This window comes from Siphonobacter sp. BAB-5385, from assembly GCF_002261125.1.
GTDB lineage: Bacteria > Bacteroidota > Bacteroidia > Cytophagales > Spirosomataceae > Siphonobacter.
This window is the reverse complement of record NZ_NMPS01000119.1, coordinates 1-26300: the sequence shown is the minus strand read 5'-3', so window position 1 is coordinate 26300 and position 26300 is coordinate 1. Positions and strand designations below refer to the sequence as shown.

The window sequence follows — 26300 nt, the reverse complement described above, 5'->3', positions numbered from 1 at the left end:
GATAACAAATTAGTCACTGTGGACCATGTTGGTCTGCGGTTGAATGTCTACCCGGTTCAAACTGCGGTCTACGAGTAAGTAATAAGTGAACGTCTGACCTGGATGCCGGATCATGAGTTTGTACCGTCCACTCGGAAATTTCTGTAAGTCAATGGACCGACGGTAGGTTGATCGGTTACTACGATCCTGATAGTGACTGTACTCCTCCAGTTCGTCCGTAATACTGACACTCACCTGCTTTGTATCGAGTCGAGCGTAGAAAACCTGGATCTTACCCAGCTCTTTGACCTGAGGGTTGGCCACGAAAAAAGCAACGCCATCCCGGTACCAGGTAATCTTGGTGCCGGGAGATTTTTCGACCGATAAAGGAACGCTATATATCGCCAGATTACGTTCGGGAGACAGGTGCGAACTGACCAGCCGCTGGTTGGTCACTGAAGCCAGTAACTGATCGAACAGGCGGATATTTTTTTGCGTGAGGCGACCCAAATCTTTGGGCAATGTTTCTTCATAAACGACCTGATGGGCAGCCGTATAAAACCGAATCAGAGGACTCTGACTTTCCTGTGAAGCGTACAGTTTCCAATACGCCCGGGTAGAGTCGCTGGAGGCAGACTGAGCCGACACCACCGTTGAAAAGCTAACAAGTACGGCTAGAATGCCGAATAAACGAGTACTGCGGAGGAAGCGTTGCATGAGAAGTTGACGTTAAGATGAAACCATAGGATCCAGCCCCATCCGTCGTGGATGGGTCAAAAACGCATCATAAGGGTGGTTAAGGATCCGTCTGCGAAGAGACGTCAACAGGTGTACGGCGATACGTTCAGCATCCGTAGCTACTGCCGGGCCCGGACAGCGAGGTATCAGAGCTGGTACGAGCGTACTTCTTTTCAAGTACCAAAGCCGTGCCCAGGCAACATCAAAATCGTAATCCGCTAATAATCAGATATATGTTAAAAATGAAATGTGCGAAAGTGAACAAAGTTTGTCCATTTTCGCACAAAAAAGCTTTTGATTTCACTTTCGGACAGGCCTAGCCAGACAACCGCACCGCGGACGTACGTACGGCTACGATCAAACCATCCATCGACGGATCGGAAAGCAATTTAAAACAGAGTGTTTAACGAGGATCGGGCAATGATTACGGAAATGCGACTTGTCGTTTCTGTTCAATAATAATCCTTGAAACCATACAAACGCTGAGCTTTTTCTTACATACGGTACGTCCGCACGTAGTCGCGGGGAGGCATTCCGGTAATTTCCTTGAAGCGTCGGTTGAAATTGGAAAGATTGGTATAGCCGCATTGAAAGGCAATTTCACTGATGGATTCGCGGGACTCGCGAAGGAGTCGACAGGCGTGTTCAATGCGTACTTCGTTGAGTAAATGCGAAAAAGTTTTTCGGGTATGTTGCCGGAAGAAGCGGCAAAAAGCTCCCGGCGTCAGGTTTGCCACACCCGCTACCTCTTCCAGTCCGATCGGAGCGGCGTAATGCTGGAGGATGTAAGAGAAGATCCGCTCAAGTCGCTGGTGATCATCGGGGCGGCTGGGGCGTTCGTAAGCCATTCGCGAAAGAATCTCCCGCTGCTGATTCCCCGCCAGCTGGTCCAGTACGCGTACCAGAAAGAGAAATTGCTGAAACGGACGTTGTTCGGGCAGTTGTTCGAACTCCTGCACCAGCGAGTCATCCGCCGGAACCTGCAACCGAACACCGTGCCGGGCTTCGGACAACAACTGTTTCAGGTGGACCATTTCCGGAAAAGCCAGCAATTGCTGTTCGAATGGTTCACTCATAAATAAAACGGAAGTAGATACTGCCTGTTCATTTTCGGCACCGGGCGTACTCCGCAGCACGTGCGGCAGATTGCTGCCCAGCAGTAACAGATCATAGGGTTGAAAACGGTCAATGCGGTTACCTACCACCAGCGTTCCTTCCCCTTTCTCGATCAGGGTAAGCTGGATTTCGGGATGAAAGTGTAATTGCCCGTAAAAGCTGGGTCCATTCTCCTTCTGAATTCGAAATGAACGCTGATCGACACTGGGTACGCGAAAGAACAGGGGCTTCATACTGATATTTATTTGGTCGATTTATTGGAAAGCCCCATAAAAGTAGTGAAAAAAGTATTAAAGCCAATCAAATCCGAGCAATGAAGCCTGCCAAACCTTTCGGACCTTTGAGCTAACATTTAAGCCCCTTCTACGATATGAACGTTGCCGTTACCTGGCAGGGAATTTACCCTGCACTTCTTACGCCCTTTACTGCTGAGGACACGCTGGACCTGAATCTGTTTGAAACCAACCTCCGGGCTCAGATCGACGCCGGCGTACGAGGTCTGATCATTGGCGGATCGCTGGGAGAAACCAGTACGCTGACCCGCCCCGAAAAACTGCAATTGCTCGAAAGAGCCCTGCAGGTTTGCGACGGACAGGTACCGGTTATCGTGAATATTGCCGAACAGGCCACGCGTGATGCCATCGCCGCTGCTCAGGAAGCGGAAGCGAACGGAGCGGATGGTTTGATGCTGTTGCCTCCTATGCGGTACTTTGCGGATTCCCGCGAAACAGTAGAATACTTCCGGAGCGTGGCCGAGTCAACGAAGCTGCCGATTATGGTTTATAATAATCCGGTGGATTACAAAATCCACATCACGGTACCGATGTTCCAGGAACTGGCTCAGATTCCGAACATTGAAGCCGTGAAAGAATCGACCCGCGACCTGACCAACGTGATCCGGATGCGGAATGCCTTCGGCGATCGCTTCAAAATCATGGGTGGCGTAGATACACAGATTCTGGAATCAGCCGTACTCGGTGTTGATGGCATTGTAGGTGGACTGGTTGATGCCTTCCCGGCTGAAACCGTAGCCCTTTACGAATGGGCTCAGCAGGGCAAAATCAAAGAAGCCTTTGAATTGTATCAGTGGTTCATGCCCTTGCTGGAACTTGACATTCACCCCAAACTTGTTCAGAATATTAAATTGGCTGCCGTGGCTACGGGCATCGGTTCCGAATACGTACGGGCTCCGCGTCTGCCGCTCATTGGCGAAGAACGGGCTCACGTACAGGGCATCATCGATCGGGCGATGGCGAATCGCCCCAGTCTTGCGGTTCCGGCTTAATCCAGCTCACGAAGGCTGTTTTCCCTTGAACTGTGTCGGTCTTAAGCTGGCACAGTTCAATCATTAGGATCTTTGGCAATTTTCGAACGATGTCTACAGCGTATCATTTTTTCTGTATTGATGCCCATACCTGCGGTAACCCCGTACGGGTAGTCACTGGCGGTAGTATTCCCTTTTTGCAGGGAGAGTCCATGAGCGAAAAACGGCAGCACTTCCTCCGGGAGTACGACTGGATTCGCAAGGGTCTGATGTTCGAACCCCGGGGCCATGATATGATGTCGGGGAGCATTCTGTACCCGCCCATTGATCCGGCCAACGACGCAGGCGTTCTGTTTATCGAGACCTCCGGCTGTTTGCCCATGTGCGGACACGGTACCATCGGCACCGTTACCGTAGCCATCGAACAAAATTTGATTCGGCCCAAAACGCCGGGCGTACTGAATCTGGAGGTACCCGCCGGACTGGTACGGGCCGAGTATGTACAGGAAGGCCGGAAGGTCACGTCGGTGAAGATCACCAACATTAAATCCTATCTGGCGGCGGAAGGTCTTACGGTCGAATGCCCGGATCTGGGTACCTTAACCCTTGATGTGGCGTACGGCGGTAATTTCTACGGTATTGTGGATGTGCAGGCCAATTTTCCGGGTCTGGAGCATTTCAGTGCCGATCAGCTCGTTAGCTGGGCCCGCGTTTTACGGGTTCGACTGAATGAACAGTACCGTTTCGTTCACCCCGAAAATGACACCATTCGCGGCCTGAGTCACATCCTCTGGACGGGTGCTACGTTACAAGAAACGTCTACGGCCCGCAATGCCGTTTTTTACGGCGATAAAGCCATTGACCGTTCGCCCTGCGGCACGGGAACTTCGGCCCGCATGGCTCAGTGGTACGCTCAGGGCAAACTCAAGCCCGGCGATACCTTTGTTCACGAAAGTATCATCGGCTCGATTTTTAACGGAAGAATCGAAGCCGAAACCGAACTGGCCGGCAAACCGGCCATTGTACCCAGCATTGAAGGCTGGGCCCGCATACACGGCTACAACCACCTCATCATCGACGAAGACGACCCGTATGCCTTTGGCTTTCAGGTCATTTAACTTATAAAACGAGCGGCCGCTCGTCACCCCAAAACACATGCAACACATTGGAATTGTTGGTGGAGGAATTATTGGTCTAAGCTCGGCTTACTACCTGCGAAAAGCCGGGTATGCTGTAACCATTTTTGACCAGACCGCACTGGCCGACGGCTGCTCCTACGGAAATGCCGGTATGATTGTGCCCAGCCACATTGTGCCGCTGGCCCAGCCGGGTATGATTGCCAAAGGGCTTCGCTGGATGCTTCAGCCGACGAGTCCTTTTTACGTGAAGCCCCGGCTCAACGCGGATTTGCTTCGCTGGGGCTGGCTGTTCTATAAACATTCAACCAACGAGCACGTTCAATACGCCATTCCGGCTTTGCGGGACATCAGCTTACTCAGTAAAACGATGTATCAGCAAATGGCCAAGACGCTGGATTTTGGCTGGCACGAACGCGGTTTGCTGATGCTGTACCAAACGGCTGCTGCGGAACATGAATTACAACACGAAGCGGATCTGGCGAATCAGTCGGGTATTGCAGCCCGCATGCTGGATCAGAAACAGGTACAGGCCCTGGAACCCGACGCGGAAGTGACGGTACACGGAGCCGTATACTATCCCGGCGATGCCCACGTAACGCCCCGCCTGGTTATGGAAACCCTGATTGCCGATTTGAAAAGCAAAGGCGTTCAGTTTCTGGAAAACCATCGGGTAGAGGGCTTCGAAATGAATGGCTTTCGCGTAACGGCCATTCGGGCGGGTGGTGAACAGTACCCCGTCGATGAAGTAGTCATAGCCGGAGGAGCCTGGTCGCCGGAAGTAGTCAAAAGTCTGCAACTCAATCTGCCTTTACAGGGTGGGAAAGGATATAGTTTTCTGCTGAAAGATCAGAGCCCTCAGGTGCGGGTACCGGCCATTATGCTGGAAGCCCGGGCTACGGCCACGCCCATGGGCCAGGATCTGCGGATTGCCGGTACCATGGAAATCAACGGGACTGATCTTTCCGTAAACATGAAACGCGTACAGGGAATCAGTCAGTCCATTCAACGGTATTATCCGGGTATTCGCGTAGATTTGCCCGCCCGCGAAGTCGTCTGGAAAGGCCTGCGACCCTGCTCGCCCGATGGTTTGCCGTATATTGGTCGCATTCCGGCGTACCAAAACGTAACCCTTGCCACGGGTCACGGCATGATGGGTTTAAGTCTGGGACCTGGTACGGGCAAGCTCGTTAGCGAGATCATCCGGGGTCAATCGCTGAGTATGGATATCGCGGCGTTCCATCCGTCCCGCTTTCAGTAAAAGCAGGAAAAAGCTAAGGGTGAAGCAGGGACTCTTTCCGTCCCCTGTAAAGTACAGCGGCGTTTGGCCCTGTATGCCAAGCCCCAGCAAACGGGCCTTATACGCGTTCGAAAACCTCTGTAAACCCAAGCACTGGCATGTCACAAGCTACGATAGACTCTACTTTTCAAGCCATCAATCCGGCCACGGGCGAAACCCTGCCGGGTGAATTTACTGAAACCAGTCTCGAACAAATCACGGATTTTGGTCATCGTTCGGCGGTGGCCTTTGCCGAATACCGAAACGTATCCGGACGTAAAAAAGCGGAGTTTCTTGAGCAGATCGCTCTCGAAATTGAAGCCCTGGGCGACGCTCTGCTGGAACGGGCTCACGCCGAAACGGCTCTGCCCCTACCTCGTCTGACGGGCGAACGCGGTCGTACTACGGGTCAGTTACGCCTCTTTGCGAGCTACGTACGGGAAGGCTCCTGGGTAGACGCCCGCATTGATCCGGCCCTGCCCGAACGGCAGCCCCTGCCCCGCCCCGACCTGCGGCAAATGCTGCGACCGCTCGGACCCGTCGGTATTTTTGGAGCCAGTAACTTTCCGCTGGCCTTCTCCGTAGCGGGTGGCGACACGGCTTCGGCCCTGGCTGCCGGTTGTACGGTGGTGGTTAAAGCTCACCCGGCTCACCCCGGCACATCGGAGCTGGTAGCCGGAGCCATTCGCACGGCCGTACAAAAGTGCAACCTGCCCGAAGATACGTTTCTCTGCATTCAGGGTCGAACGAACGAAACGGGCCAGGCCCTGGTGAATCATCCCGCCATCAAAGCCATTGGCTTTACGGGGTCATTCCGGGGCGGTAAGGCCATTTTCGATGCAGCGGCCCGTCGCCCTGAACCCATTCCGGTGTACGCTGAAATGGGTAGTACGAATCCGGTTTTCTTTTTACCCCAGATTCTGAAAGAACAGGGAGCGGCCCTGGCTCAGGCATACGTCGCTTCCACAACGCTCGGTACCGGTCAGTTTTGTACGAATCCCGGCTTGAGTGTTGTCACGGCTTCGGAAGCTAGCGAGCAATTCAAAACACAGGCCCAGCAGTCCATTACGCAGATAAAACCGACGTCTATGCTGACCAAGGCGATTCGCGAGGCTTTCCATCAGGGCATCACACACCTCACCAGCCACGGAGATGTGCAGGTACTGGGTGAATCGGATGCGACGGAAGGCTATGCACTGGCCCGGCCCGTCCTGCTGACCAGTACGGCTAAAACACTGCTGGCGAATCCGGCCGTAGCTGAAGAAGTATTTGGTCCCAGCAGTATCATTGTTCAGGCGGATAGTCGCGAAGAAATGCTGGCCCTGGCTCAATCGCTGGAAGGTCATTTGACGGCCACGGTTTATGGTACCGAAGATGAACTCCTGCAATACGGCGATCTGCTGGCCATTCTTGAACAAAAAGCGGGTCGATTGATCATCAATGCGTTCCCGACAGGTGTGGAAGTAAGTCACGCCATGCATCACGGCGGACCTTTCCCGGCCACAACCGATGCCCGCTCGACGTCTGTAGGTACGAACGCCATTTGCCGCTTTGCCCGACCCGTATGTTATCAGGGATTTCCCCAGGCTCTGCTTCCGGATGAATTGAAAGATGCCAATCCGCTCTCCATCTGGCGACTTTGGGATGGCGTAACACAGCAGTAGTTCCTCTACGACTTTCCATACATTCGTATCATCATCCCAGTCTGCCACAGGCTGGGATTTTTTTATTCGTTTTCGCTGGCTAGTTTCTTTTCTGTCTGAAGGATCGTAAGACGGTAGGTAGGGTTTTGCCCATTCTCCGCCAATTCTTACTCCTGGCTACAGCCTGCTTACCAAAAGAAAAGCAGGCATTCTTTTTTAACGATTCGTATACGTTTTCGGATTTCCCTGGTACTCCGCCCGTACCCGGTTTTAGCACTTTGCTTTGTTATCCGCCTTTGCAGTTCGTTCATCATCCACTATAAACTCAACGCTATGGTAACCCGCAGAAGCTTTATTCAAACAGTTTCGAACGGCATTGTCTACACAAGTGTAGCGGGCAGCGGCCTTTTGATCGCCTGCCAGGGCAAATCAGATCAGTCCAAAGAATCTGAAAAACAAGCGGATCAACGTGAGGAAAAGAAGAAGGGTAAACTGGGCATTGCTCTGGTTGGCCTGGGAAAATATAGTGAAGAACAGCTGGCTCCGGCTTTGGAGGAAACGAATCATTGCTATCTGGCGGGGATTGTTACGGGCACGCCGGATAAGGCGGAAAAGTGGAAGAAGAAATACGACATTCCCGAGAAGAACATTTATAACTACGAGACTTTCGATACGATCAAGGACAATCCAGACATCGACATTGTCTACGTGGTACTCCCCAACAGCATGCATGCCGAATATACGGTACGGGCAGCCAGGGCTGGCAAACATGTCATTTGCGAGAAACCGATGGCTCTTACCGTAGCCGAATGCGACCAGATGATTGCCGCCTGCAAGGAAGCCGGAAAAATGCTTTCGATTGGGTACCGCCTTCATTTCGAGCCGTATAATCTGGAAATGGTACGCCTGGCCGAAACCAAAACCTTCGGCAATCTGAAAAAAATCAAAGCCGAAAACGGCATGAATGGTACCGAAGGCTGGCGAGTCGATAAAGAGCTTTCGGGAGGAGGTCCGCTGCCTGATGTAGGCATCTACTGCATTCAAGCCGTACGGTATACGACTGGCCAGGAACCCCTGGCCGTACGAGCGAAAGAAGGACCAAAGAAAGACAAGGAATTCTTCAAAGAAGTAGAAGCATCGCTGACCTGGGAAATGGAAATGCCGGGCGGCGTGATTGCCGAGTGCAAAAGCAGCTACGAAGAAGATATGAGTTTGCTACGAGCCGAAGCCGACAAGGGGTTTTTCGAACTAAACCCCGCGTATGGTTATTCCGGTCAGAAAGGCGAAACGTCCCAGGGAAAAATGGACTTGCCCAAGGTCAATCAGCAAGCCTTGCAAATGGACGACTTCGCCGAAGCCATTACCAAAAAGCGGCCCACGCCCGTACCGGGAGAAATGGGTCGTCAGGACGTAAAAATCATTAACGCTATTTACGAGGCGATGAGGACGGGAAAACGGGTCGAGATTCCTGCTTAAGGGGGTGTTTGAGGTTTGAAAGTTTAAATAGGTTCGAGGTTTGAGCAGGTCTCAGGTTTGATCGGGTTTAATCCAAAGGTTTCCGGTAAAACCGAGGTTTCCTGCATACTTTTTACAACGCGTATATCCTTCCAATCTGCCAGTAATCAAACCTCAAATCATTACAGGTTTCGCCTGATCAGATTCGTGTATTAACCATTCAAACCTTAAACCGATTCAAACTTTAACCCGATCAAACTTCATCAAACCTTAAACCAAATCAAACCTCCAACCTACGTAAATGCCGACGCATTCCCACACCCTTTACTTTATAAACACTCTATTCTATCCAATTCAATGAAAACAAGAACTACATTATTCTTAAGTGCTGCACTGGCGGGCGTGATTGGCCTGAGTTGTAGCAAAGGCAGTGGATTCTGGGATTCTTTTATTCCGGAAACTGATGAGGAACCGACTTCTGCTCAGGTTACTGGTTATGTATTTCGTCCGGCTCTGGTACCAGCTACACCCGAACGCATCCAACAATTAAAAGTGCCCACTGGATTTAAAGTACAGGCGTTTGCTCAGGAAGTGGGCAAGCCTCGTATTCTGGCCGTTAGTTCGCAGGGTTATGTGTATGTATCGGATCGCGATGCTGGCATGGTTACGCTTCTGGAAGATAAAGACAAGGATGGCGTAGCTGAACGCAAACAGATGGTAGCCAGCATCAAACAAGCCCACGGATTAGCTATTCATAACTCGAAGCTTTATATCGCGGCAGTTCAGGATCTGTACGTAGCCGATATTAATTCGGATGGTACGCTGAGTCAACCCAAACTGATTAAATCCGGCTTGCCCGATGGTGGGCAACACCCTAACCGTACGCTTGCGTTTGGTCCCGATGGACTGATGTATTTCTCCATAGGCAGTACCTGTAATTCCTGCCCCGAACCCAATGCCATGCATGCTACAATGGTACGTATGAATGCTGATGGATCGAATATGAAGATTTATGCTAAAGGTCTACGAAATACCATCGGTTTTGGCTGGCACCCTGAAACCAAGGAATTCTGGGGCATGGATCACGGAATTGACTGGCTGGGGGATGAAGAACAGAAAGAGGAGGTGAACCTCATCAAGGAAAATGGCGTATATGGCTGGCCTTACATTTATGAGGACGGAAAATATAATCCCGGTACTCGCCCTCCCGGAGACACTACTTACCAACAGTACTCGCAACTTTCTACTAAGCCCTCGCTGACGTATCAGGCTCACGCGGCCCCCATGCAAATGCGTTTTATACGGGTTCGCAGTTTCCAAGCGATTACCAGGGCGACGCATTCGTAGCCATGCGGGGTTCCTGGAATCGGAGTAAGCCTTCGGGATATAGCGTAGTGCGTATGCACTTTGAAAACGGAAAACCCGTACGGTTTGAGGATTTCCTGACGGGCTTCCTCGTCGACAATAACCGTTCTCACATTGGACGACCCGTTGGCGTAGCCGTACACGCGGATGGCTCACTGCTGGTTTCGGATGATACGAATGGGGTGATTTATCGTATTTCGCGTCAGTAAGTATTTCTTCAAAAAGAGCGGCTTTCTATCGGTAGAAAGCCGCTCTTCTTATATGGACGTTCTGTGGGAACGGGGCGGTCCTGTGCCGTGCATTGCATGCGGGGCTATTTAGACTGCACCCCTCCGGGGTTGGATACTCAATTCAGGAGAAAACTGGTACAAGCATACCCCGCATTGCATACGGGGCTATCAACGTTGAACCCCTCTGGGGTTAAATACTTGATTCAAAAGAGAAACTGGTGCAAGTTTCCAAACTTGTACCCATCAACGGGCAGTTTCCAACTGCCGGGGTATGAGAAGCCTCCACCCGTTGAAGGTCATTCGTCGTCCTACAGGTGGTAGCCAGTGACCCTCTACAGCATTAAAGGTTTCGATTAAACTAAGTAAATTATGAAATTTGTACGCATTTTACGTTTCAACCTATGGGTTGAACAAAGCCATTAATCCAGTACGTCTCGTCCTTCATTTTCTGCCTCGCACCTTAAGCAAACCTTGGCCCACGGCTTCCACCGCCCGTTTATGGAGAGTTTTGTCACCCCGCGTCATGCGTTGGAGTAACGTTTTGGATTCAATCAGGTACTTCGGAGCAAAGTCAGATTTCGACGCTACAATATCCAGGCTATTATCCAGAATATCCGCGTACTTGATGGTTTGAGCGGCCGGGCTGACCTTGGCCATTCGTTCCGCTTCCCGAGTTTTTCGTTGATCCCGATTCAGCCCCGGATAATCCGCATGGGTGTATACGTCAGTCAGCTCCTGTACTAATTTTAAGGTACGTCGTGCCTCCGCCTCTTCCATAATACCCGACAGAAATTCCTGCATTCCCTCGGCCGGGACTTCAGTATCTTCCAGTACATCATGTAATAAAGCTGCCGCCAATACCGGTAATTCCGCCGAATATTCCTCACACACCTGCATAACGCGAATGGGATGATTAATGTAAGGTTCGTCGGCGTATTTCCGCCGTTGTCCCTCGTGAGCCTGACGGGCAAATTCCTGAACTTTTTCTAATGTCTCCATGGTTATCCCTGCATTTTCGTTTGTTCGTTCCTTAAAAATTACAGACCAATTTCACGCATTAAGGTTTTTACCTAACTCTAAGCTTCATTTTCACACAGATGCGTAGACGCATTTCCGACTTACGACTATTATTGAACGAAGTATTTTAAAAATAGCCGTCTGCTAGCGTTATTTACACTAGTTGCCATTTTTACCAAAGAAAATAGCGGCACTACCTCGACAAACAAAAGATCATTAGTTTTCAATTTTGCATGGCAACTGTACCTCAGGACACGGGTTTTAAGCCCCGGGTAAATTTATTTGATGCGACGATGGTCGTAGCGGGTTCGATGATCGGGTCCGGGATTTTCATTGTGAGTGCGGAGATTACCCGCAGTGTCGGCGGAGCGGGTTATATGCTGGCGATGTGGTTGCTGGCGGGAGTCGTCACCATCATTGCGGCGGTGAGTTACGGAGAGCTGGCGGCCATGTTTCCCCGGGCGGGCGGCATGTACATTTACCTGCGGGAGGCCTATGGTTCGCTGGTGGGTTTCCTGTACGGATGGGCTTTTTTCACCGTCATTCAAACCGGTACGATTGCAGCCGTAGGGGTAGCCTTTGCCAAGTTTACGGCGTACCTGATTCCGGCAGTTAGTGAGAAAGAAATTTTGCTGAGTCTGGGTGGATTTCAGCTATCGGCGGCTCAGTTGGTTGCGATTGGGACGATTGTCTTTCTGACGTACATCAACAGCCGGGGTGTAGAAAATGGCGTTGCCGTGCAGACGATTCTTACTACGGTTAAAATTCTTTCCCTGGTCGGTTTAACCATCGCTGGTCTGATCTGGGGAGCCAAAGCCGAGGTATGGGAACAGAACTGGCAAAATGCCTGGACGCTGTCGGCCCTGACCCAGAATAATGGGCAAATCGAAAGCACCGCTTTGTCAGGACTCGCTTTTTTCGGAGCCATCGCCGTCGCCATGAAAGGTACTTTATTTTCGAGTGATTCCTGGCATTCCATTACGTCCATTGCGGGGGAAGTAAAAAATCCGCAGAAAAACATCGGCTTGAGTCTGGTACTGGGTACGCTGATTGTAACGTTTCTGTACGTCCTTACCAACGTCATGTATCTGGCCGTTGTACCCTTGTCCGAAATGGCCTTTGCCCCGAATGACCGCGTAGGCGTCGTTGCCGCCGATTACATTTTCGGCTCCTGGGGTACCATCGCCATTGCCATTATGATCATGATTTCCACCTTTGGCTGTAACAACGGATTGATTCTGTCCGGTGCCCGCGTGTACTACACCATGGCGAAGGATGGACTGTTTTTTCGTAAAGCGGGTCTTCTTAATAAAAACAAAGTACCCGCCTATAGCCTCTGGATTCAATGTGCCTGGGCCAGTCTGCTTTGCCTAACGGGGGAGTACAACCGTCTGTTGGCCCTGGTTATTTTTGGTGTACTGATTTTCTACATCCTGACGATTCTGGGTATTTACGTACTGCGGGTCAAGCAACCCGACACCCCCCGCCCCTACCGGGCTTTCGGGTACCCGTATTTGCCCATCATCTATATCGTCGTGGCTCTATTTCTGGCGGTGCTACTGTTGATTTTCGAAGCTCAGTATACCCTTCCGGGCCTGGGACTGATTTTGTTGGGAATTCCGGTGTACTACCTGGTCATGCGAAAAAGGGAGCCGGTAGAGGCTTAGGAACACTGATTACAAAAGGCTTTCGGAACAACGAAAGTCTTTTTTTGTTTCATACGTTTTATAAAAATAGAATTGCCCTTCGCTGAAGACGTAAAACGGACACTTAGCCGAATACCTAATCTGCCCGATGGATTGCTTCCGGTTCACAACTGCTGCTTTCCGAGAAAAAACAGGAGATCGCTGGTCTTCTGAACCAATTCAGGGCTGTACTCCCTTCTGGTTTACTACCCTTTTGGGCGTTTTTCTTCCGGAAAAAGCCCGTTCATTTCACCAGCCATTCGCTACTTAAAAGGCTTTAGTAGGCAGAAAAGGCGGTTTGGCCCTTATTTGCGGCAGGGCCCATGACAACTCGTAGGGAAGGAATTAATTTGCGAGTCTTTTGGCAAGCCTGGCGAAGACTATTTCTGCTCTTTAATCTATTCTTTTCATGCGTAAACCCTTACTCATTGGGGCCTTGGCTCTTTCCCTGGGATTCACGGAAAGCCACGCCCAGCAAGTGTACCACTTTACGAAAGGCTGGGTGGCTACCCTGCCGCAGCGGTACGGCCGCGAAGCCATTTATACCGACGAGCTGGTGTACCAGATGCACACGAAGCAGCTGAAAACACCCGGTTCTGATTCAGAAATTAAATGGCAGGCTATCGAAGCCGACAGCACCAAACGCCTGAGAGCCCGGATGAGTTCGTTCCGTGGCTCGGGAGGTCCGGCCGGACCGGGCATTACGCCGGGCAGCCTTCGCGGCGGCATTGGCGGCAACGGGGGGTATATGTACCTGACCTACACCTCGCCCAAAGCCCAGACGGCCCTGCTGAATATTAAAGGCAACAGCCAGGTTTACGTCAATGGCGAGCTACACATGGGCGATCCGTACAGCATGGGTTATCTGCACCTGCCCGTTTCGCTAAAAAAAGGGTTGAATGAGTTTTACGTACGCGGCTTATCCATTACGGCGAATCTGACGTTTCCGGAAAAACCTGTTTTGCTGAATACGGACGATCTGACGCTACCTTCCGTTATACCGGGCAATGCCAACGAATCCTTGCAGGGAGCTTTGGTGGTTTTGAACACGACCACTAAGGAACTCACGGGCCTGCAAATCAAAAGTACGCTGGCGGGTCAGGAAGTGGTGACCGAATTACCCGCGATTCCGGCTCTTTCCTTCCGTAAGGTGGCCTTTGGTTTCAACGGAAGCAAAGCCACGACGCCCGGAAAACACGACGTTCAGCTCACGCTTCTGCAACAGGGAAAACCCATTGATCAGGCCAAACTTTCAGTAGAAGCCATGGTTAGCGGTGCATCGTATAGTCAGACATTCGTCAGTAGTATCGACGGCAGCCTGCAGTACTATGCCGTGACACCACAAATTGGCGGTCCGCGTTCGCAGCAGTCCCTTTTCCTCTCCGTACACGGAGCAGGCGTTGAAGCCAGTGGTCAGGCCCGGGCTTATAAACCCAAAGACTGGGGTACGCTGGTCGCTGCTACCAACCGTCGCCCGCGGGGCTTTAACTGGGAAGACTGGGGTCGTCTGGATGCTCTGGAAGTACTCTCCATTGCTAAAAACCGTTTTCAGCCCGACCCGCAGCATGTTTACCTAACGGGCCATTCGATGGGTGGACATGGTACCTGGTTTCTTGGAGCGACCTACCCCGATCAGTGGGCGGGCATTGCACCCTGTGCGGGTTACCCCACGCTGAAAGAATACGGCTCGGCGGATGGATTGATTCCGGCAACGAGTCAGGATCCGATGGAGCAGGTATTGCTACAATCCGGCAACCAGAGCGATGTATTAAAACTGGTTTCCAACTATAAACCTTTGGGAGTTTATGTGTTACACGGAGACGCGGACCGTACGGTACCCGTCACGTATGCCCGGCAGATGAAGAAAATTCTGGGTGACTTTCATCCGGATTTCAGCTATTACGAATATCCCGGCGGTGAACACTGGTTTGGCGACCAGAGTGTAGACTGGAAACCTCTGTTTGATTACTTCAAGTGGCATCAGCGGCCCGTGGATTCAACCGTTACGACAATTGATTTCATGACGGCCAACCCCGGTATTTCCTCCACGTTCCGCTGGGCGAGCATTCAGCAGCAGGAACGTCCTTTACAGTACAGCCGCATTCAGCTGACGCGTAATCAGCAGGGTGTATCGGGTCGTACGGAAAACGTAGCCTTACTGAAACTGGTCTTTACGGATGTAGTCGCCAATACACCGATCCGTATTACCCTGGATAGCCTAAATGCTCTGAGCTTTACGCCGAAACAGGCGAAAGACAGCGTATTTCTGGCGAAAGAAGGTAAGCAATGGGCGATTCGCACGGCTCCCGGCCTGGATCAGAAAGGACCGCATCGCTACGGTACCTTCAAAGATGCCTTCCGCAATCGGATGGTTTTTGTGTACTCAACGCAGGGAACACCCGAAGAAAATGAATGGAGCCGTCAGAAAGCTCGTTTCGACGCTGAAAGCTGGTATTACCGGGGCAACGGAGCCGTGGATATTATTGCTGACAAAGCCTATTCGCTAGGCAAGTACGCCGACCGGGGTGTCATTCTGTTTGGGAATGCTCAAAGCAATGCGGCCTGGAAAATTTTGCTGGCTGACTGTCCCATTCAAATTCAGCGGAATCGGGTACAGGCCGGTACACAATCCTACCAGGGCGACGATTGGGGTGCGTACTTTGTATGGCCCATCAAAGGCTCAAACACGGCTTCCGTAGCCGTGGTGAGTGGTACAGGTCTGAAAGGAATGAAAGCCGCCGATGCCAACCAGTATTTTGCCGGAGCCAGCGGTTTCCCGGACTTCATGATCTATCAGTTCGACATGCTGAAGCAAGGCAGCAAAGGCGTAAAACTCGCGGGTTTCTACGACAATGCCTGGAAGTTGAATCCTCAGCTTTGGGTCGTTAATCCATAATCCGTACCTTACGAAAAAGCGGTAAGTTCAGAAGATGCTGGATTTACCGCTTTTTTTATGCGGTAGCTTTTTGAATAATCCACTTCGTTACGGCCTCCGGTTCTTCTGCGGCCAGCCAGTGCGTTGCTTCTTTGAAGTAAATTAATTCGGCATTGGTGCACCAGGCTTTACTGGCTGTAGCCAATTCCGGGATCAGGGCACTGTCGCGAACGCCCCAGAGAATCAGGGTAGGTACAGTAACCCGGTGTTGTACCGACGGTCGGTGTCGAACGAAAGCCCGGTACCAATGGACCATGGTCCGAAATGCCGAAGCTCCGCCGGGCCCCGGCTGACTCCAGGCTTTCTGATATTCGATTAGATCTTCATCCGTAAACGTTCCCGGGCGACTGGTCAATCGCAGCATTCGCCGGATGGCCCAGTACTTGCCCCTTTTCGCAAGCCATTCCGGCAACCAGGGTACTTGAAAAAAGCCCACGTACCAACTCTTGAGCAGTTGCCGGGGATGCCGCCGCAGTACTTCGCCAAAAGCAGCGAGGTGGGGCATATTCAGAATGACCAGTTGATGGATACGTTCGGGGTACGTCATGGCCAGGTACCAGGCGACGCCCCCACCCCAGTCGTGCCCTACCACTGTAGCCTTTTCAACCCCGGCGGCATCAATCAGGCCAATCATATCAGCGGCGAGTTTATCGAGCGTATACGATTGGATTCCCGCTGGTTTATCACTGAGGTTATAGCCCCGCTGGTCGGGTACCCAGACGCGAAACCCGGCTTCGGCAAGTGCCGTAATCTGATGTCGCCAGCCGTACCAGAATTCCGGAAAGCCGTGTAAAAGCAGAATCAGGGGTCCATCAACGGGACCTTCCTGCCGGACGTGCAGCTGAATACCATTACTTGAGACAAATACGGAAGGCATCGGAACAACCAGTTATCATGCGTACTATGGAAGGATCTGTTAGCTAAAAAGCAATGCCGCTTGCGTATAGCTGCAACCGTATTGAGATCCGTTTGCTTGACCTATGTGAAGAAATGACTTGAGAAAGGTACAAATCCTTGATTGCGAAATTATTACAATCTGCTAATTTTTATATTTGAACTACGAACCATCCAATCCTTTAAAACTATGGAGATCGAAAGCTTACACTTTCACAACTACCATGAAGCCAGCCTTTTAGTCATCGAAGACAATCCTGACCACTGGACAATCATGCAGGCGGCATTTAAGGTTAGCCTTCCAGAAATTGAAGTAGCCTGGGCTCAGAATAAAACGCAGGCCTTAACGTATCTGATTACCCGTTCGCTGCTCAAAAAGCCTTTTCCCAAACTTATTTTGTTGGATCTGTACCTACCTGACCGCGAAACGGGCTGGCAGTTATTGCAGGAACTGAAGCATCCGGATAACCATTACGATCATGTCCCCGTCGTTGCTCTGAGTAATTCCAAAGATTCAACGGACGTTAAGAGAACATACACGTTTGGAGCTGCTTCGTACATTGTCAAGCCCCGGCGTTATCAGGACTGGATTACTTACCTCAAACAAATGAGCTCTTACTGGTGGGATCAAACGGCTCTGCCCTATTCCAATGAAACGGATGCTACCGATTTAGTATAAGCGAAGCTGAAAGACGTCTGCTTTCGTACGTTGCTGGCCACCCGCTGTACTGCCACGGTTAGCTGCGTACGTATAGCCCCAATTTTTCATACTTCTGCTCATTTCTGCCTTCGTTTCATAGAAAATAGAGAAATATGCTCTACTAGTGCTGGATTCTCTTCCATATCTGGGTAAAAAATCCTGCATTTCTTAACAAAATTTTGACTGGACTGAAGTTTTCGCATTATCGGCCTGAATCTCGGAAACAGTGCCCCTTCTGTTTCCCGATTGTAGTACACCTTTCAAACTTCGTTTCACTTATGTTCTATCACGACAAAAAACTCCAGTACACGGTACGGGTGGATAAACCCAATCCAGCCTTTGCCCGTATGCTTCAACAAGCTATTGGTGGCATCGAGGGGGAAATTCGCGTATGCCTTCAGTATCTGTTCCAATCCTGGGGCAGCCGGGGACCTCAGAAGTACAAAGACATGCTCCTCGAAACGGGTACGGAAGAAATGGCCCACATCGAAATGCTGGCTACGGCAGTGGCCATGAATCTGGAAGGAGCCAGTAGTACCGTAGTCGATGAAATCGCGGGTACGAGCCCTATTGTATCGGGCATCATGGGGGGTATGGACCCCCGGCATTACCTGTCGGCTGGATTAGCCGCAATGGCAGTGGATGCTAATGGTGTACCCTTCAATGGCTCCTGGGTTGTAGGCAGTGGTAATTTAGCTGCCGATATGTACGCTAACGTCATGGCCGAATCGACGGGCCGCGTATTAGCTACCCGTCTCTACGAATCTACCGATGATCCGGGCATGAAAGAGATGCTATCGTTTCTAATTGCCCGTGATACCATGCACCAGAATCAATGGCTGGCCGTACTGGAAGAGCTGGGTGGGGTACAGAATGCTCTGCCGATCCCGAATACGTTCCCGATGACCAACCAGCCTTCGGAGTTCGCGTATACCTTCCTTTCTACCGATATTAGTAAACCTGAGGCTCCGGATGCCCGCTGGGTTTCGGGTCCCTCCATCGACGGCAAAGGACAGTTTACCTACGACCACGCCCGTCCGTTTGGTCCGGAACCAAAGCTCTCTCCCCCACCGCCAGAAGGTTACGCTCAGCAGGAGCAGATGACCGGCGGTGCTGATGGGTTTATAGAAAAAGTTAAAGAAACCCTGTTCTAATTCGTCAAACCCCCTGGTTCACTAGCCAGGGGGTTTTCATTGTTTACAGTACTTCCCTAGTGTAATCAGACTATGATATTTGGTACCAAAGTGGGTACTTATAGCTTACGTGTATCAAAAACCGGTAGGACTTTTACTATTGGCTTCGTATAATGTATCCGTTCCAGCGTTCCTGATCCCATTTTTAAACTATACTTATTCTATGTTTAGCATAGTGATTTAATTTTTTTTCTGCTTAACTCCATATAAAGTATTTATGATCAGAAAATTAACCCGATGTCCGCTTTCTTCCTGCTCAGGCCCCCTAAATATATTTAGTTAGAATTTATAAGCTAATATTTGGGGACAATCCAAGCGTATCTAATCAAAAATACCTTTCTTTACTTTCCGATTATAATCATACAAGCCGCCTTTACTTCTATGATCTTGTAGTCTGGTTTCTTAGTTTTGTCTTTTCTATTACTTGAAACTACACAGATGAAAATAGCAATCATAGATGATCATTTACTGGTGGCCGAATCCATCAAAACTGCATTATCTTTGAATTCAGATGCTTACGAAGTTTTATGTTTTGGTTCCGGTAAGGAATTCATCGAAAAATCGGAAGGACTGAACCCGGATGTAATTATTGTGGACATTATGATGCCGGAAGTAAATGGCCTCGATTTTCTGGGGCAGTTCCGCGAAACATACGCCGATAGCAAAATTCTCGCCCTTTCTGCCCTGGTTAATGCCCATACCGTAAAAAGTGCGTTACGCATGGGTGCCGACGGTTACGTTTCCAAGTCAGATTCCCTGCAGGAAATTCATCAGGCCGTCGAAGCCGTTTTGCAGGATAAGCAATACCTCAGTAAAAGCATCACGAGTCATCTAGTGAACGAATTATTCGTTGATGAACAGGTAGTTTATCATCTGACCCAGCGGGAACGGGAAGTACTTTCCAGCGTTTGCATGGGCCGTACGATTAAAGAAACGGCCTACTATCTCAAGCTGAGTACGCACACGGTACAAGGCTATTATAATAACATCATGAAAAAATTTAAGGTCAACCGTACGGCTGACCTCATTGTATTTGCCATCAAGCATGGCTTGTATAATCCTTTGTAAAAACGAATAAATCCCTGCTTACTCGGACTGTAATGCTTCTTCAATGAGACGTTTACCTTCAGTACTGTAGGTCAGCGTTAATGCCGCCTGATGTCCGGGTTCGCTCATTTTTGCCCAGGTTTTCCGGAGAATATCGATCATTTTTTCCGCTCCCAGTTTTTCAATGAGATCATCGTACTGAAACTCAAGAAAAACCAGGCAGAGGGCATTTTCAATGGTTCGTACTTCCGGATCTGTTTTCACTTTCTGCTTTAGGTTGATCTGTCGAACGCGTTCGATGGTGGTTTCGTCGTACCCCGCCTGAGCGAGGAGTTGCGAAGAAATCTCCGCGTGGTGTTTCGCCAGATCACTCCGCCATTTCAGGTACCCGACCCGACCTTCGGGATAAGAACTACGGGCTATTTCCCAGCGGCCGATGTGCTGACAACGCGAGGCCAGTAGCAAGGCCTCGCTGGCCTGCGGATCGAGTTTGCGGACCCAGTCGTACAGTTGCTGAGCGTAAAAGACTTCCGATGGATACTGGTTTCCCTGCCATTCAATGGTCTCGGGTGACTGAGCATTGTATTGGTCGAAAAGGGCGAAGGCCTGGGCTTGTTTCTCATTCATACGATCAAAAGTAGTGCAGAACCCTGTATTTCAAAAGGATTCAAGGTAGTCTATGACGTATAGTATAGGGGCTTTTAACAACACTAAACAATGATGCTTCGTATGATAAATACAGAACTAATGATGTATAAAATCTACCCCTTAACGAGCAATAGTTTTAAATCTGGTTATTTAAATAGCTAATATGAATGTACACTTTAATAAAATTCCAGGAATCGATTAACCATACTTAACCTGAATAATTGCAGTCTATTCCTAATGATTAATACAGAAATTTTCCTGTTAGTTTCTATTCAGAATTAGACTTCCTGAAACAATAAGGCACCTTTAATTTAAGGTTAGAAAAACACCTAGATGATCTTTCCTAGTGGCTTAAACTCAATCCGTTTATATCCTAAAACAGATAGATTACTTTCCGTATTTCATACTTAATTACGCATTATTCTTATACAGGAAATACGCATTCAGGCAGGGAGCTGCATTTAAGGTACCATCCACAGGATCAAGGTAAAATCGTAGTTGATCTGGTGGCAGAATCGGTCAATGTGAAGAAAATAAATGATGATCAGAAACATTGTTCTGACCGGGAACTTCGTTCAGAAAAACTAGAACGATACGGTATTGATTAAAAAATAAAAATCCTGTCGCCACCAACGACAGGATTTAACAATTACGTTGCTATTATATATCACCGCCAAGTCAATATAATAGGATGCACAAATATATTACTTTTTGTACGCTTTATTTGGCGGCCTTAATTGGTGCTAGACCTTACTCAAAATTGTTTTTTTCAATACATTTATTTACAGATAATTAACTTTAACATGTAGTACTATTACTACAACATTTTTTTCAGTATTACTACAATATTTTTTTAATTTGTTTATAGTCTACCGTTAAACCCGAACGCACAACGTTTACTCTACGTGAACCATGGCTTTAATGACACCCGTAGCCGGATTAAGCCAACTGGCAAATTCGTCTTTTACCCGATCAAAGGGTACCTGATGCGTAATATAGGTTTTGGGATCAACCAGCCCTTTCTTCATACTGTTAACCACGTGCTCAAAATCCTCACGGGTGGCATTACGGCTGCTCATGAGCGTGGCTTCGCGTTTGTGAAATTCCGGATGGGAAAAATTGAGCTCCCCTTTTTGTAACCCAACCAGTACATAGCGGCCACCATGAGCCAGGTAGGCAAACCCGGCATTAATGGCTTTCAGACTTCCCGTCGCATCCATGACCACCGTTGGCATATCTCCATTCGTGATGGCCTGCAACTGAGCCATGACATCCTCCTGCAGGGCGTTGATCGTATGGGGCACCTGTAAACGCTCCTGGCAAAACCGTAAACGAGCTTCGTTAATATCCAGGGCAATCACGTGGGCTCCGGCGATACGGGCAAACTCCATCATGCCTAAACCAATGGGCCCGGCTCCCACAACCAGTACAAACTCGCCCGGCTGGATGCCGCCCGACGTACCCCGTGGGCTCCAATGGCCAGCGGTTCTACTAGAGCCAGCTCTTCGTAGCTTAAACCTTCCCCGTGAATAAGTGAATAGGAAGGTACCGATACGTACTCGGCCATGCCGCCATCAATGTGTACCCCTGCCACCTGAATCCGGGTACAGCAGTTCGGCTTGCCCGAACGGCAGGCGATGCAGGTACCGCAGTTGAAATAGGGAATGAAGGTTACCCGCTCACCAATTTCAAAACCCGGGGCACCGTCGGCTTCGACGAGTTCTCCGGCCAGTTCATGACCGAGAATCCGGGGATAATTGAAAAAGGGTTGCGTACCTTCAAAGGCGTGTAAATCGGTTCCGCAGATACCGATTCGTTTAATTTTTATGATGGCCTGTCCAGCCGTAAGGCTGGGCTGAAGGGCGGACTGATAATCAAATTGGCCGGGGGTGGTACAAACGAGCGTTCGCATACGCATTGAAAAAGGGTTTTCAGGATAGAGGCAAATATAGACGTATCTCCCTGGGTCTTTTTCCAGAAAATTGACTTCCTTTTCCTAATTCCGCCTAAAAACCGAAAAGCGAAGCTCGGGAGCTTCGCTTTTCGATCAGGAAATTTACAAAATGGGCCGATCAGGCCAGTAAGGTAGCTTGCAGCGTGATGGTTAAGTTATAAGCCTTACTAACGGGACACTCGGCTTTGGCACCGGCGGCAATCTGTTGAAACTGCTCTTCCGTAATACCGGGAATTTTAGCTTCCAATACTAAATCCGAACGTGTGATGACGCCGTTATCCAACGTAATGGTGGCTACTGTTTCCAGGCTGTCGGGATTGAAACCGGCCGTAGTCAGGTCCAGGCTTAGTTTCATGGTAAAACAGCCCGCGTGAGCCGCGGCCATCAGTTCTTCAGGATTCGTACCGACGCCTTCGGCAAAGCGGCTGTTGAATGAATACTGGGTTTGATTAAGGGTAGTGCTTTGGGTCGTCAGATGACCTTTGCCTTCTTTGATGGTGCCGTTCCAAACGGCGGTTGCGTTGCGTTTCATGATACGTTGCGTTATAGAGTGATTTGATTCTTTCTGAATCATTGAACGCAACAAAGGTACCCGAGCGGGACAGGCCACTCAATGCACGATTTTCGACACGTATAGCACATTTTTCCCTATCACCGTTTTTTCAACGTGACCTCAGATCGTCTGCTGGTATTTCAAACGAAAATTTTGGGGCGAAACGGTCGTCTGACTGGTAAAAAGACGAATGAAGTAGGAGGAATCATCGTAGCCGAGTTTGTAACCGATTTCCTTTACGCTCAATGCGGTATGCACCAGCAGGCGTTTGGCTTCCAGGATAATCCGGTTTTTGATAATATCGTTGGGGGTGGTGTTACTGTAGCGGGTAATGCGTTTGTTGAGAGCCTTGGGCGTCATATTCAGCAGGTCAGCGTATTCGGCTACGGTGTGGTGCTGGGTGTAATGCCACTCGACGAGCTGACTGAATTTTCGGGAAAATTCCACTTCCTGCCGGATTTCCTCGGTCGTTACCTGATGCTGTTGTTTCCAGATCCGCGTGGCTTTGATGATGATACTTTTCAGTAGAATCCGCAGCATTTCTTCCATCGTGGAATCCTGCTGTTCGAACTCAGCTTTCAGTTCCGTAAAGATGGTTTCCATGGCCTGAGCGTTTTCCGGACTGAGGTAAACCACGGGAATGTCGTACACATTATGGAAAAGAATGCCGTCACAGGCTACTTCCTTGTCATGAATTTCGACGCAGTAAAAGTCGCGGTTATAGTAGAGAAGGGTTCCCTGACTGGCCTCGTTAAAGTGCGTAAACTGGCCCGGACTAATGAAAAACAAGGCGTCCTGCTCCAGCTGATATTCCTTGAAATCGACTACCGCACTACTCCCGGCTTTGAGGTACGCCACTTTTACGAAACTATCAAAGGCAGGCATGGCCTCGAAGGCCGGCTGACCAAAAGTTGTATAGCCGAACTTCTTAAAAGTAAACTGCTTAAACTGATTCATTGCCGGTTGCTGTATGGAGCAAAGGTAGGCAACGCGTGTAGGATTGAAACCTTAGGGCTTTATTGAAAAAATCTATGGGAATTAAAAATCTACCGTAGGTTATACGGACGGCTGTATATAGGGAACCCCTCCGGAATTGAAAAGTCAATCCTGGAGGGGTTCGTTGTAAAAAGCTTATACGCTACGTTTATCTACTGCTGCTTCTTGAGCGACAAAAGCTGTTCAGGTTCATCCGTGGTAATAAAGTCGGCCTTTTTATCCATCAGCCATTTCATAAGTTCAGGATCGTTCACCGTCCAAACGTTCACCGTCAGATTCTTCTGCTTCGCTTCATCAAAGTAATTTTCCTTACTCTGCATGATTTTGAAGTGGTAATCCAGTCCCGTGAGTTTGTCGGCGGCTACCTGCTCGGGCGTTTGATTGCCCATCAGGTAGGCTACTTTGGCGTAAGGATCCAGGGCGACTACTTTCTTGCAAACGTCGTAGTCAAAAGCGATGTACTCCACCCAGGCCTGAGCTTTCAGATCGCGTACCATCTTCACCACTTTCTCCGTCAAAGCCAGCGAACGTTCTTTACCTAAAATCGAGGTCTTGATTTCCAGAATCAGCTTGGTACCCTTCTGCTTCATCCCTTCGCTGAGGTACTGCTCCAGCGTAGGTAATTTCTCGCCGTTTTTTAGTTGAATAGCCGAGAGTTGCGTAGCATTGGCTTTTTCGATTTCCACGCCCTGAATCTGCGGATCGTGGTTGATGAACAGTACCGAATCGGCGGACATGTGCACGTCGAATTCGCTACCGTAACAACCGAGCTTGATTGCTCCCTGTAGCGAGGCGATGGAGTTCTGAGCCGCTTCCGTGTGTTTCCAGGCTCCCCGGTGAGCAATTACGCCATTGGGATGAAACTCATCCTTAATAATCTGGAAACTTTGGCTGACCTTTCCGCTGGGTTTCTGAGCTTCGATTTTCACTTCGTAGCTCGTCCGCGAGTCCGGCTTTTTCTTGAAATACAATTCCTGTTTTTCGTTCACCCCGAAATACTTGGCCTGAGGGCCGCTCAGTTTGATTTTCGAGAGGGACGTATTCAGAGCTGAAATTTTTCCTACCGTCGGGTTGCCTTCCTTATAAGTATAGTGAGTCAACAGCAAATCCTGAGCCATTCCCGATAGCGACAGCACGCTTAAAATTCCTGCCAGTACAATTCGTTTGTTCATGGTTGTAAAACAAGGATAAATAAGAAAGCATGGACACGAAAAGAGCTAAACCCCGAGGGTCGCCCGCTTCAAATCCATGCTTCATATTGGTAAAACGTCGCAAAGTAGCGGTATACGTCTGACTTTTCAAAGCGTAATGCGTTTGCCCTGGTGTTTGCGACTCTGGTCGGCCGCGTGCATAAAAGCAAAGATTTCAAGGGTTTGCTCAGCAGAAACGGGCGGCTGGCGGGTCTCGAAAAATTTCAGAATCTGATCAACTAAGGGCTGATACGTTGAAAAGGGTCCCAGCGGAGCAATCCCTTTTTCACCGAAAGCCGTACCGGCAATGGAAGTGGCCCCCGCCCGGATGCCGCGTACGGTACCAATACGACCGTCCTTCCAGACACCCGTCACCAGATCGGCCTCTTTTTCATACGTCCGGCTAACGGATACACAACCCGGCCCCATAACGGTAAACAGCATTTCGACGCCGTGGATAGCGTACCAGGCCAGATCAAGGTGATTTTTATCGATCTCGGCGGGTGTATATACATCCGCTCCCAGTACCTTTCCAATCGATCCATCCACCACCTTTTGTACGTTTGCATCGTACCGCAGGGCTGAGGAAGAAAAGACGGGGGTCTGGTACTGCCGGGCGGCTTTGAAAATGGCCTGGGCATCGGCCAGACTTGCCGCGATGGGTTTATCAATGAATACGGGTTTCTGGGCTTTAAGTACGGGTAAGGCTTGCTCCAAGTGGGGGCGGCCGTCGTTGGTTTCCAGCAAGACGTAATCAACTTTTTTCAGCAGGGCCTCAATTGAATCAACGATTTCAACCCCCATCTTCTTTACTGCGTTGATGACGTCTGGCTTCATTTTCAGGGCCGAAGGGATGTCTTTACTGCCCTGCGGATACGCCGCAACCACCTGAAATCCACCCGAATTACCGGCATTAATGAGTTTAGTAAACACCTGACTATGGGAAGTATCCAGTCCGATGATACCAATCCGACGCGTTTCGGGCGGCGTTGCCCAGCTGGCAGGAGCCAGACTCAAACCCAAGCCCGTAACCGCAGTAGTTTGCAAAAATTTGCGACGTGAAAGTTCTTTCATAGAAATAGGATCTTTTCTTAGGCTACTTCAAACAGAATGCGTTTAAGTCCGGTTGGTAAGGCTAACTAGTAGCTTGTAAGCCTCACATGGACTACATATAAACTTTTAAAGGCTTGCTCTTATAGAGCTTCGTTTTTCACCTATACCTAGTTTGGCACTTCAGATAGGGCTGTACGGTAGCCCATGAGCCTTCCAGGCTGGACCTCTCC

General features: G+C 49.7%; 21 protein-coding genes and 1 pseudogene. 12 read left to right on the top strand and 10 right to left on the bottom strand.

What is annotated here, in order from left to right; genetic code table 11:
• Positions 1–9: 9 nt before the first annotated feature.
• Together BWI93_RS11840 and BWI93_RS11835 are read right to left on the bottom strand one after the other, a co-directional pair.
• A complete protein-coding gene (locus tag BWI93_RS11840) occupies positions 10–696 on the bottom strand; it encodes a hypothetical protein (protein WP_094811526.1) in 687 nt (228 codons plus the stop codon).
• Between the two features lie 515 nt (positions 697–1211).
• Complete coding sequence (locus tag BWI93_RS11835) at positions 1212–2066, bottom strand: AraC family transcriptional regulator (RefSeq protein ID WP_094811524.1); 855 nt, start codon at positions 2064–2066, stop codon at positions 1212–1214.
• Positions 2067–2203: 137 nt separating this feature from the next.
• Between BWI93_RS11835 and BWI93_RS11830 the strand changes: the two genes are divergently transcribed.
• The 7 genes from BWI93_RS11830 to BWI93_RS29535 all read left to right on the top strand — a co-directional run bounded on the left by BWI93_RS11830 (position 2204) and on the right by BWI93_RS29535 (position 10184).
• Positions 2204–3118 (top strand): dihydrodipicolinate synthase family protein, encoded by a 915-nt coding sequence (locus tag BWI93_RS11830; protein ID WP_094811522.1) that lies wholly within the window; start codon positions 2204–2206, stop codon positions 3116–3118.
• 89 nt (positions 3119–3207) lie between these two features.
• Positions 3208–4215, top strand: coding sequence for a 4-hydroxyproline epimerase (locus tag BWI93_RS11825; RefSeq protein ID WP_094811520.1), 1008 nt, complete (start codon positions 3208–3210; stop codon positions 4213–4215).
• 37 nt (positions 4216–4252) lie between these two features.
• Positions 4253–5494: an FAD-binding oxidoreductase gene (locus tag BWI93_RS11820; protein WP_094811518.1), complete on the top strand. Its 1242-nt coding sequence runs from the start codon at positions 4253–4255 to the stop codon at positions 5492–5494.
• Positions 5495–5631: 137 nt separating this feature from the next.
• Positions 5632–7176, top strand: a complete 1545-nt coding sequence (locus BWI93_RS11815; RefSeq protein WP_094811516.1) for an aldehyde dehydrogenase (NADP(+)) — start codon at positions 5632–5634, stop codon at positions 7174–7176.
• A 312-nt stretch (positions 7177–7488) separates the two neighbouring features.
• Complete coding sequence (locus tag BWI93_RS11810) at positions 7489–8631, top strand: Gfo/Idh/MocA family protein (RefSeq protein ID WP_094811513.1); 1143 nt, start codon at positions 7489–7491, stop codon at positions 8629–8631.
• A gap of 336 nt (positions 8632–8967) precedes the next feature.
• Positions 8968–9957, top strand: a complete 990-nt coding sequence (locus tag BWI93_RS11805; protein WP_369679142.1) for a sorbosone dehydrogenase family protein — start codon at positions 8968–8970, stop codon at positions 9955–9957.
• Positions 9958–9959: 2 nt separating this feature from the next.
• On the top strand, positions 9960–10184 hold the full coding sequence (locus BWI93_RS29535) for a hypothetical protein (RefSeq protein WP_369679141.1): 225 nt from the start codon (positions 9960–9962) through the stop codon (positions 10182–10184).
• Positions 10185–10646: 462 nt separating this feature from the next.
• Here BWI93_RS29535 and BWI93_RS11800 read toward each other — a convergent pair whose 3' ends face one another.
• Positions 10647–11204 carry an HD domain-containing protein gene (locus BWI93_RS11800; protein WP_094811511.1) on the bottom strand — a complete coding sequence of 186 codons (558 nt, stop codon included), beginning with the start codon at positions 11202–11204 and terminating at the stop codon, positions 10647–10649.
• 251 nt (positions 11205–11455) lie between these two features.
• Between BWI93_RS11800 and BWI93_RS11795 the strand changes: the two genes are divergently transcribed.
• Entirely contained in the window at positions 11456–12889 is a 1434-nt protein-coding gene (locus BWI93_RS11795) for an APC family permease (protein ID WP_094811509.1), read from the top strand.
• A 427-nt stretch (positions 12890–13316) separates the two neighbouring features.
• Positions 13317–15803 (top strand): prolyl oligopeptidase family serine peptidase, encoded by a 2487-nt coding sequence (locus BWI93_RS11790; RefSeq protein WP_094811506.1) that lies wholly within the window; start codon positions 13317–13319, stop codon positions 15801–15803.
• Positions 15804–15858: 55 nt separating this feature from the next.
• Here BWI93_RS11790 and BWI93_RS11785 read toward each other — a convergent pair whose 3' ends face one another.
• A complete protein-coding gene (locus tag BWI93_RS11785) occupies positions 15859–16719 on the bottom strand; it encodes an alpha/beta fold hydrolase (protein WP_094811504.1) in 861 nt (286 codons plus the stop codon).
• A 207-nt stretch (positions 16720–16926) separates the two neighbouring features.
• Here BWI93_RS11785 and BWI93_RS11780 point away from each other — a divergent pair, with 207 nt between their 5' ends.
• From BWI93_RS11780 to BWI93_RS11770, 3 genes are all read left to right on the top strand, one after another.
• Entirely contained in the window at positions 16927–17415 is a 489-nt protein-coding gene (locus BWI93_RS11780) for a response regulator (protein WP_094811502.1), read from the top strand.
• A 299-nt stretch (positions 17416–17714) separates the two neighbouring features.
• Complete coding sequence (locus tag BWI93_RS11775) at positions 17715–18590, top strand: manganese catalase family protein (RefSeq protein ID WP_094811500.1); 876 nt, start codon at positions 17715–17717, stop codon at positions 18588–18590.
• Between the two features lie 477 nt (positions 18591–19067).
• Positions 19068–19697 carry a response regulator transcription factor gene (locus BWI93_RS11770; RefSeq protein WP_094811498.1) on the top strand — a complete coding sequence of 210 codons (630 nt, stop codon included), beginning with the start codon at positions 19068–19070 and terminating at the stop codon, positions 19695–19697.
• A gap of 18 nt (positions 19698–19715) precedes the next feature.
• On the opposite strand, the gene BWI93_RS11765 is transcribed toward BWI93_RS11770, so the two are convergent.
• The 6 genes and pseudogenes from BWI93_RS11765 to BWI93_RS11740 form a co-directional block, all read right to left on the bottom strand.
• A complete protein-coding gene (locus tag BWI93_RS11765) occupies positions 19716–20303 on the bottom strand; it encodes a DUF4202 domain-containing protein (protein ID WP_094811496.1) in 588 nt (195 codons plus the stop codon).
• A gap of 917 nt (positions 20304–21220) precedes the next feature.
• Positions 21221–22236 (bottom strand): annotated as a pseudogene (locus BWI93_RS11760) (zinc-binding alcohol dehydrogenase family protein).
• Positions 22237–22396: 160 nt separating this feature from the next.
• The gene (locus BWI93_RS11755; protein WP_094811494.1) at positions 22397–22810 is read right to left on the bottom strand and encodes an OsmC family protein; all 414 of its coding nucleotides are present in this window, start codon (positions 22808–22810) and stop codon (positions 22397–22399) included.
• Between the two features lie 141 nt (positions 22811–22951).
• Positions 22952–23788, bottom strand: coding sequence for an AraC family transcriptional regulator (locus BWI93_RS11750; protein ID WP_094811492.1), 837 nt, complete (start codon positions 23786–23788; stop codon positions 22952–22954).
• Positions 23789–23979: 191 nt separating this feature from the next.
• A complete protein-coding gene (locus tag BWI93_RS11745) occupies positions 23980–24999 on the bottom strand; it encodes a glycerophosphodiester phosphodiesterase family protein (RefSeq protein ID WP_094811490.1) in 1020 nt (339 codons plus the stop codon).
• Between the two features lie 126 nt (positions 25000–25125).
• Positions 25126–26091 carry a Gfo/Idh/MocA family protein gene (locus tag BWI93_RS11740; protein ID WP_094811488.1) on the bottom strand — a complete coding sequence of 322 codons (966 nt, stop codon included), beginning with the start codon at positions 26089–26091 and terminating at the stop codon, positions 25126–25128.
• Positions 26092–26300 lie beyond the last annotated feature (209 nt).

Bases quoted from the DNA above. Each gene is read 5' to 3' on its own strand.
- BWI93_RS11835 (WP_094811524.1), bottom strand. From the start codon at position 2,066: ATGAAGCCCCTGTTCTTTCGCGTACCCAGTGTCGATCAGCGTTCATTT.
- BWI93_RS11795 (WP_094811509.1), top strand. From the start codon at position 11,456: ATGGCAACTGTACCTCAGGACACGGGTTTTAAGCCCCGGGTAAATTTA.
- BWI93_RS11805 (WP_369679142.1), top strand. From the start codon at position 8,968: ATGAAAACAAGAACTACATTATTCTTAAGTGCTGCACTGGCGGGCGTG.
- BWI93_RS11840 (WP_094811526.1), bottom strand. From the start codon at position 696: ATGCAACGCTTCCTCCGCAGTACTCGTTTATTCGGCATTCTAGCCGTA.
- BWI93_RS11820 (WP_094811518.1), top strand. From the start codon at position 4,253: ATGCAACACATTGGAATTGTTGGTGGAGGAATTATTGGTCTAAGCTCG.
- BWI93_RS11765 (WP_094811496.1), bottom strand. From the start codon at position 20,303: ATGAATGAGAAACAAGCCCAGGCCTTCGCCCTTTTCGACCAATACAAT.
- BWI93_RS11750 (WP_094811492.1), bottom strand. From the start codon at position 23,788: ATGAATCAGTTTAAGCAGTTTACTTTTAAGAAGTTCGGCTATACAACT.
- BWI93_RS11830 (WP_094811522.1), top strand. From the start codon at position 2,204: ATGAACGTTGCCGTTACCTGGCAGGGAATTTACCCTGCACTTCTTACG.
- BWI93_RS11790 (WP_094811506.1), top strand. From the start codon at position 13,317: ATGCGTAAACCCTTACTCATTGGGGCCTTGGCTCTTTCCCTGGGATTC.
- BWI93_RS11780 (WP_094811502.1), top strand. From the start codon at position 16,927: ATGGAGATCGAAAGCTTACACTTTCACAACTACCATGAAGCCAGCCTT.
- BWI93_RS11810 (WP_094811513.1), top strand. From the start codon at position 7,489: ATGGTAACCCGCAGAAGCTTTATTCAAACAGTTTCGAACGGCATTGTC.
- BWI93_RS11740 (WP_094811488.1), bottom strand. From the start codon at position 26,091: ATGAAAGAACTTTCACGTCGCAAATTTTTGCAAACTACTGCGGTTACG.
- BWI93_RS29535 (WP_369679141.1), top strand. From the start codon at position 9,960: ATGCGGGGTTCCTGGAATCGGAGTAAGCCTTCGGGATATAGCGTAGTG.
- BWI93_RS11745 (WP_094811490.1), bottom strand. From the start codon at position 24,999: ATGAACAAACGAATTGTACTGGCAGGAATTTTAAGCGTGCTGTCGCTA.
- BWI93_RS11800 (WP_094811511.1), bottom strand. From the start codon at position 11,204: ATGGAGACATTAGAAAAAGTTCAGGAATTTGCCCGTCAGGCTCACGAG.
- BWI93_RS11815 (WP_094811516.1), top strand. From the start codon at position 5,632: ATGTCACAAGCTACGATAGACTCTACTTTTCAAGCCATCAATCCGGCC.
- BWI93_RS11825 (WP_094811520.1), top strand. From the start codon at position 3,208: ATGTCTACAGCGTATCATTTTTTCTGTATTGATGCCCATACCTGCGGT.
- BWI93_RS11785 (WP_094811504.1), bottom strand. From the start codon at position 16,719: ATGCCTTCCGTATTTGTCTCAAGTAATGGTATTCAGCTGCACGTCCGG.
- BWI93_RS11775 (WP_094811500.1), top strand. From the start codon at position 17,715: ATGTTCTATCACGACAAAAAACTCCAGTACACGGTACGGGTGGATAAA.
- BWI93_RS11755 (WP_094811494.1), bottom strand. From the start codon at position 22,810: ATGAAACGCAACGCAACCGCCGTTTGGAACGGCACCATCAAAGAAGGC.
- BWI93_RS11770 (WP_094811498.1), top strand. From the start codon at position 19,068: ATGAAAATAGCAATCATAGATGATCATTTACTGGTGGCCGAATCCATC.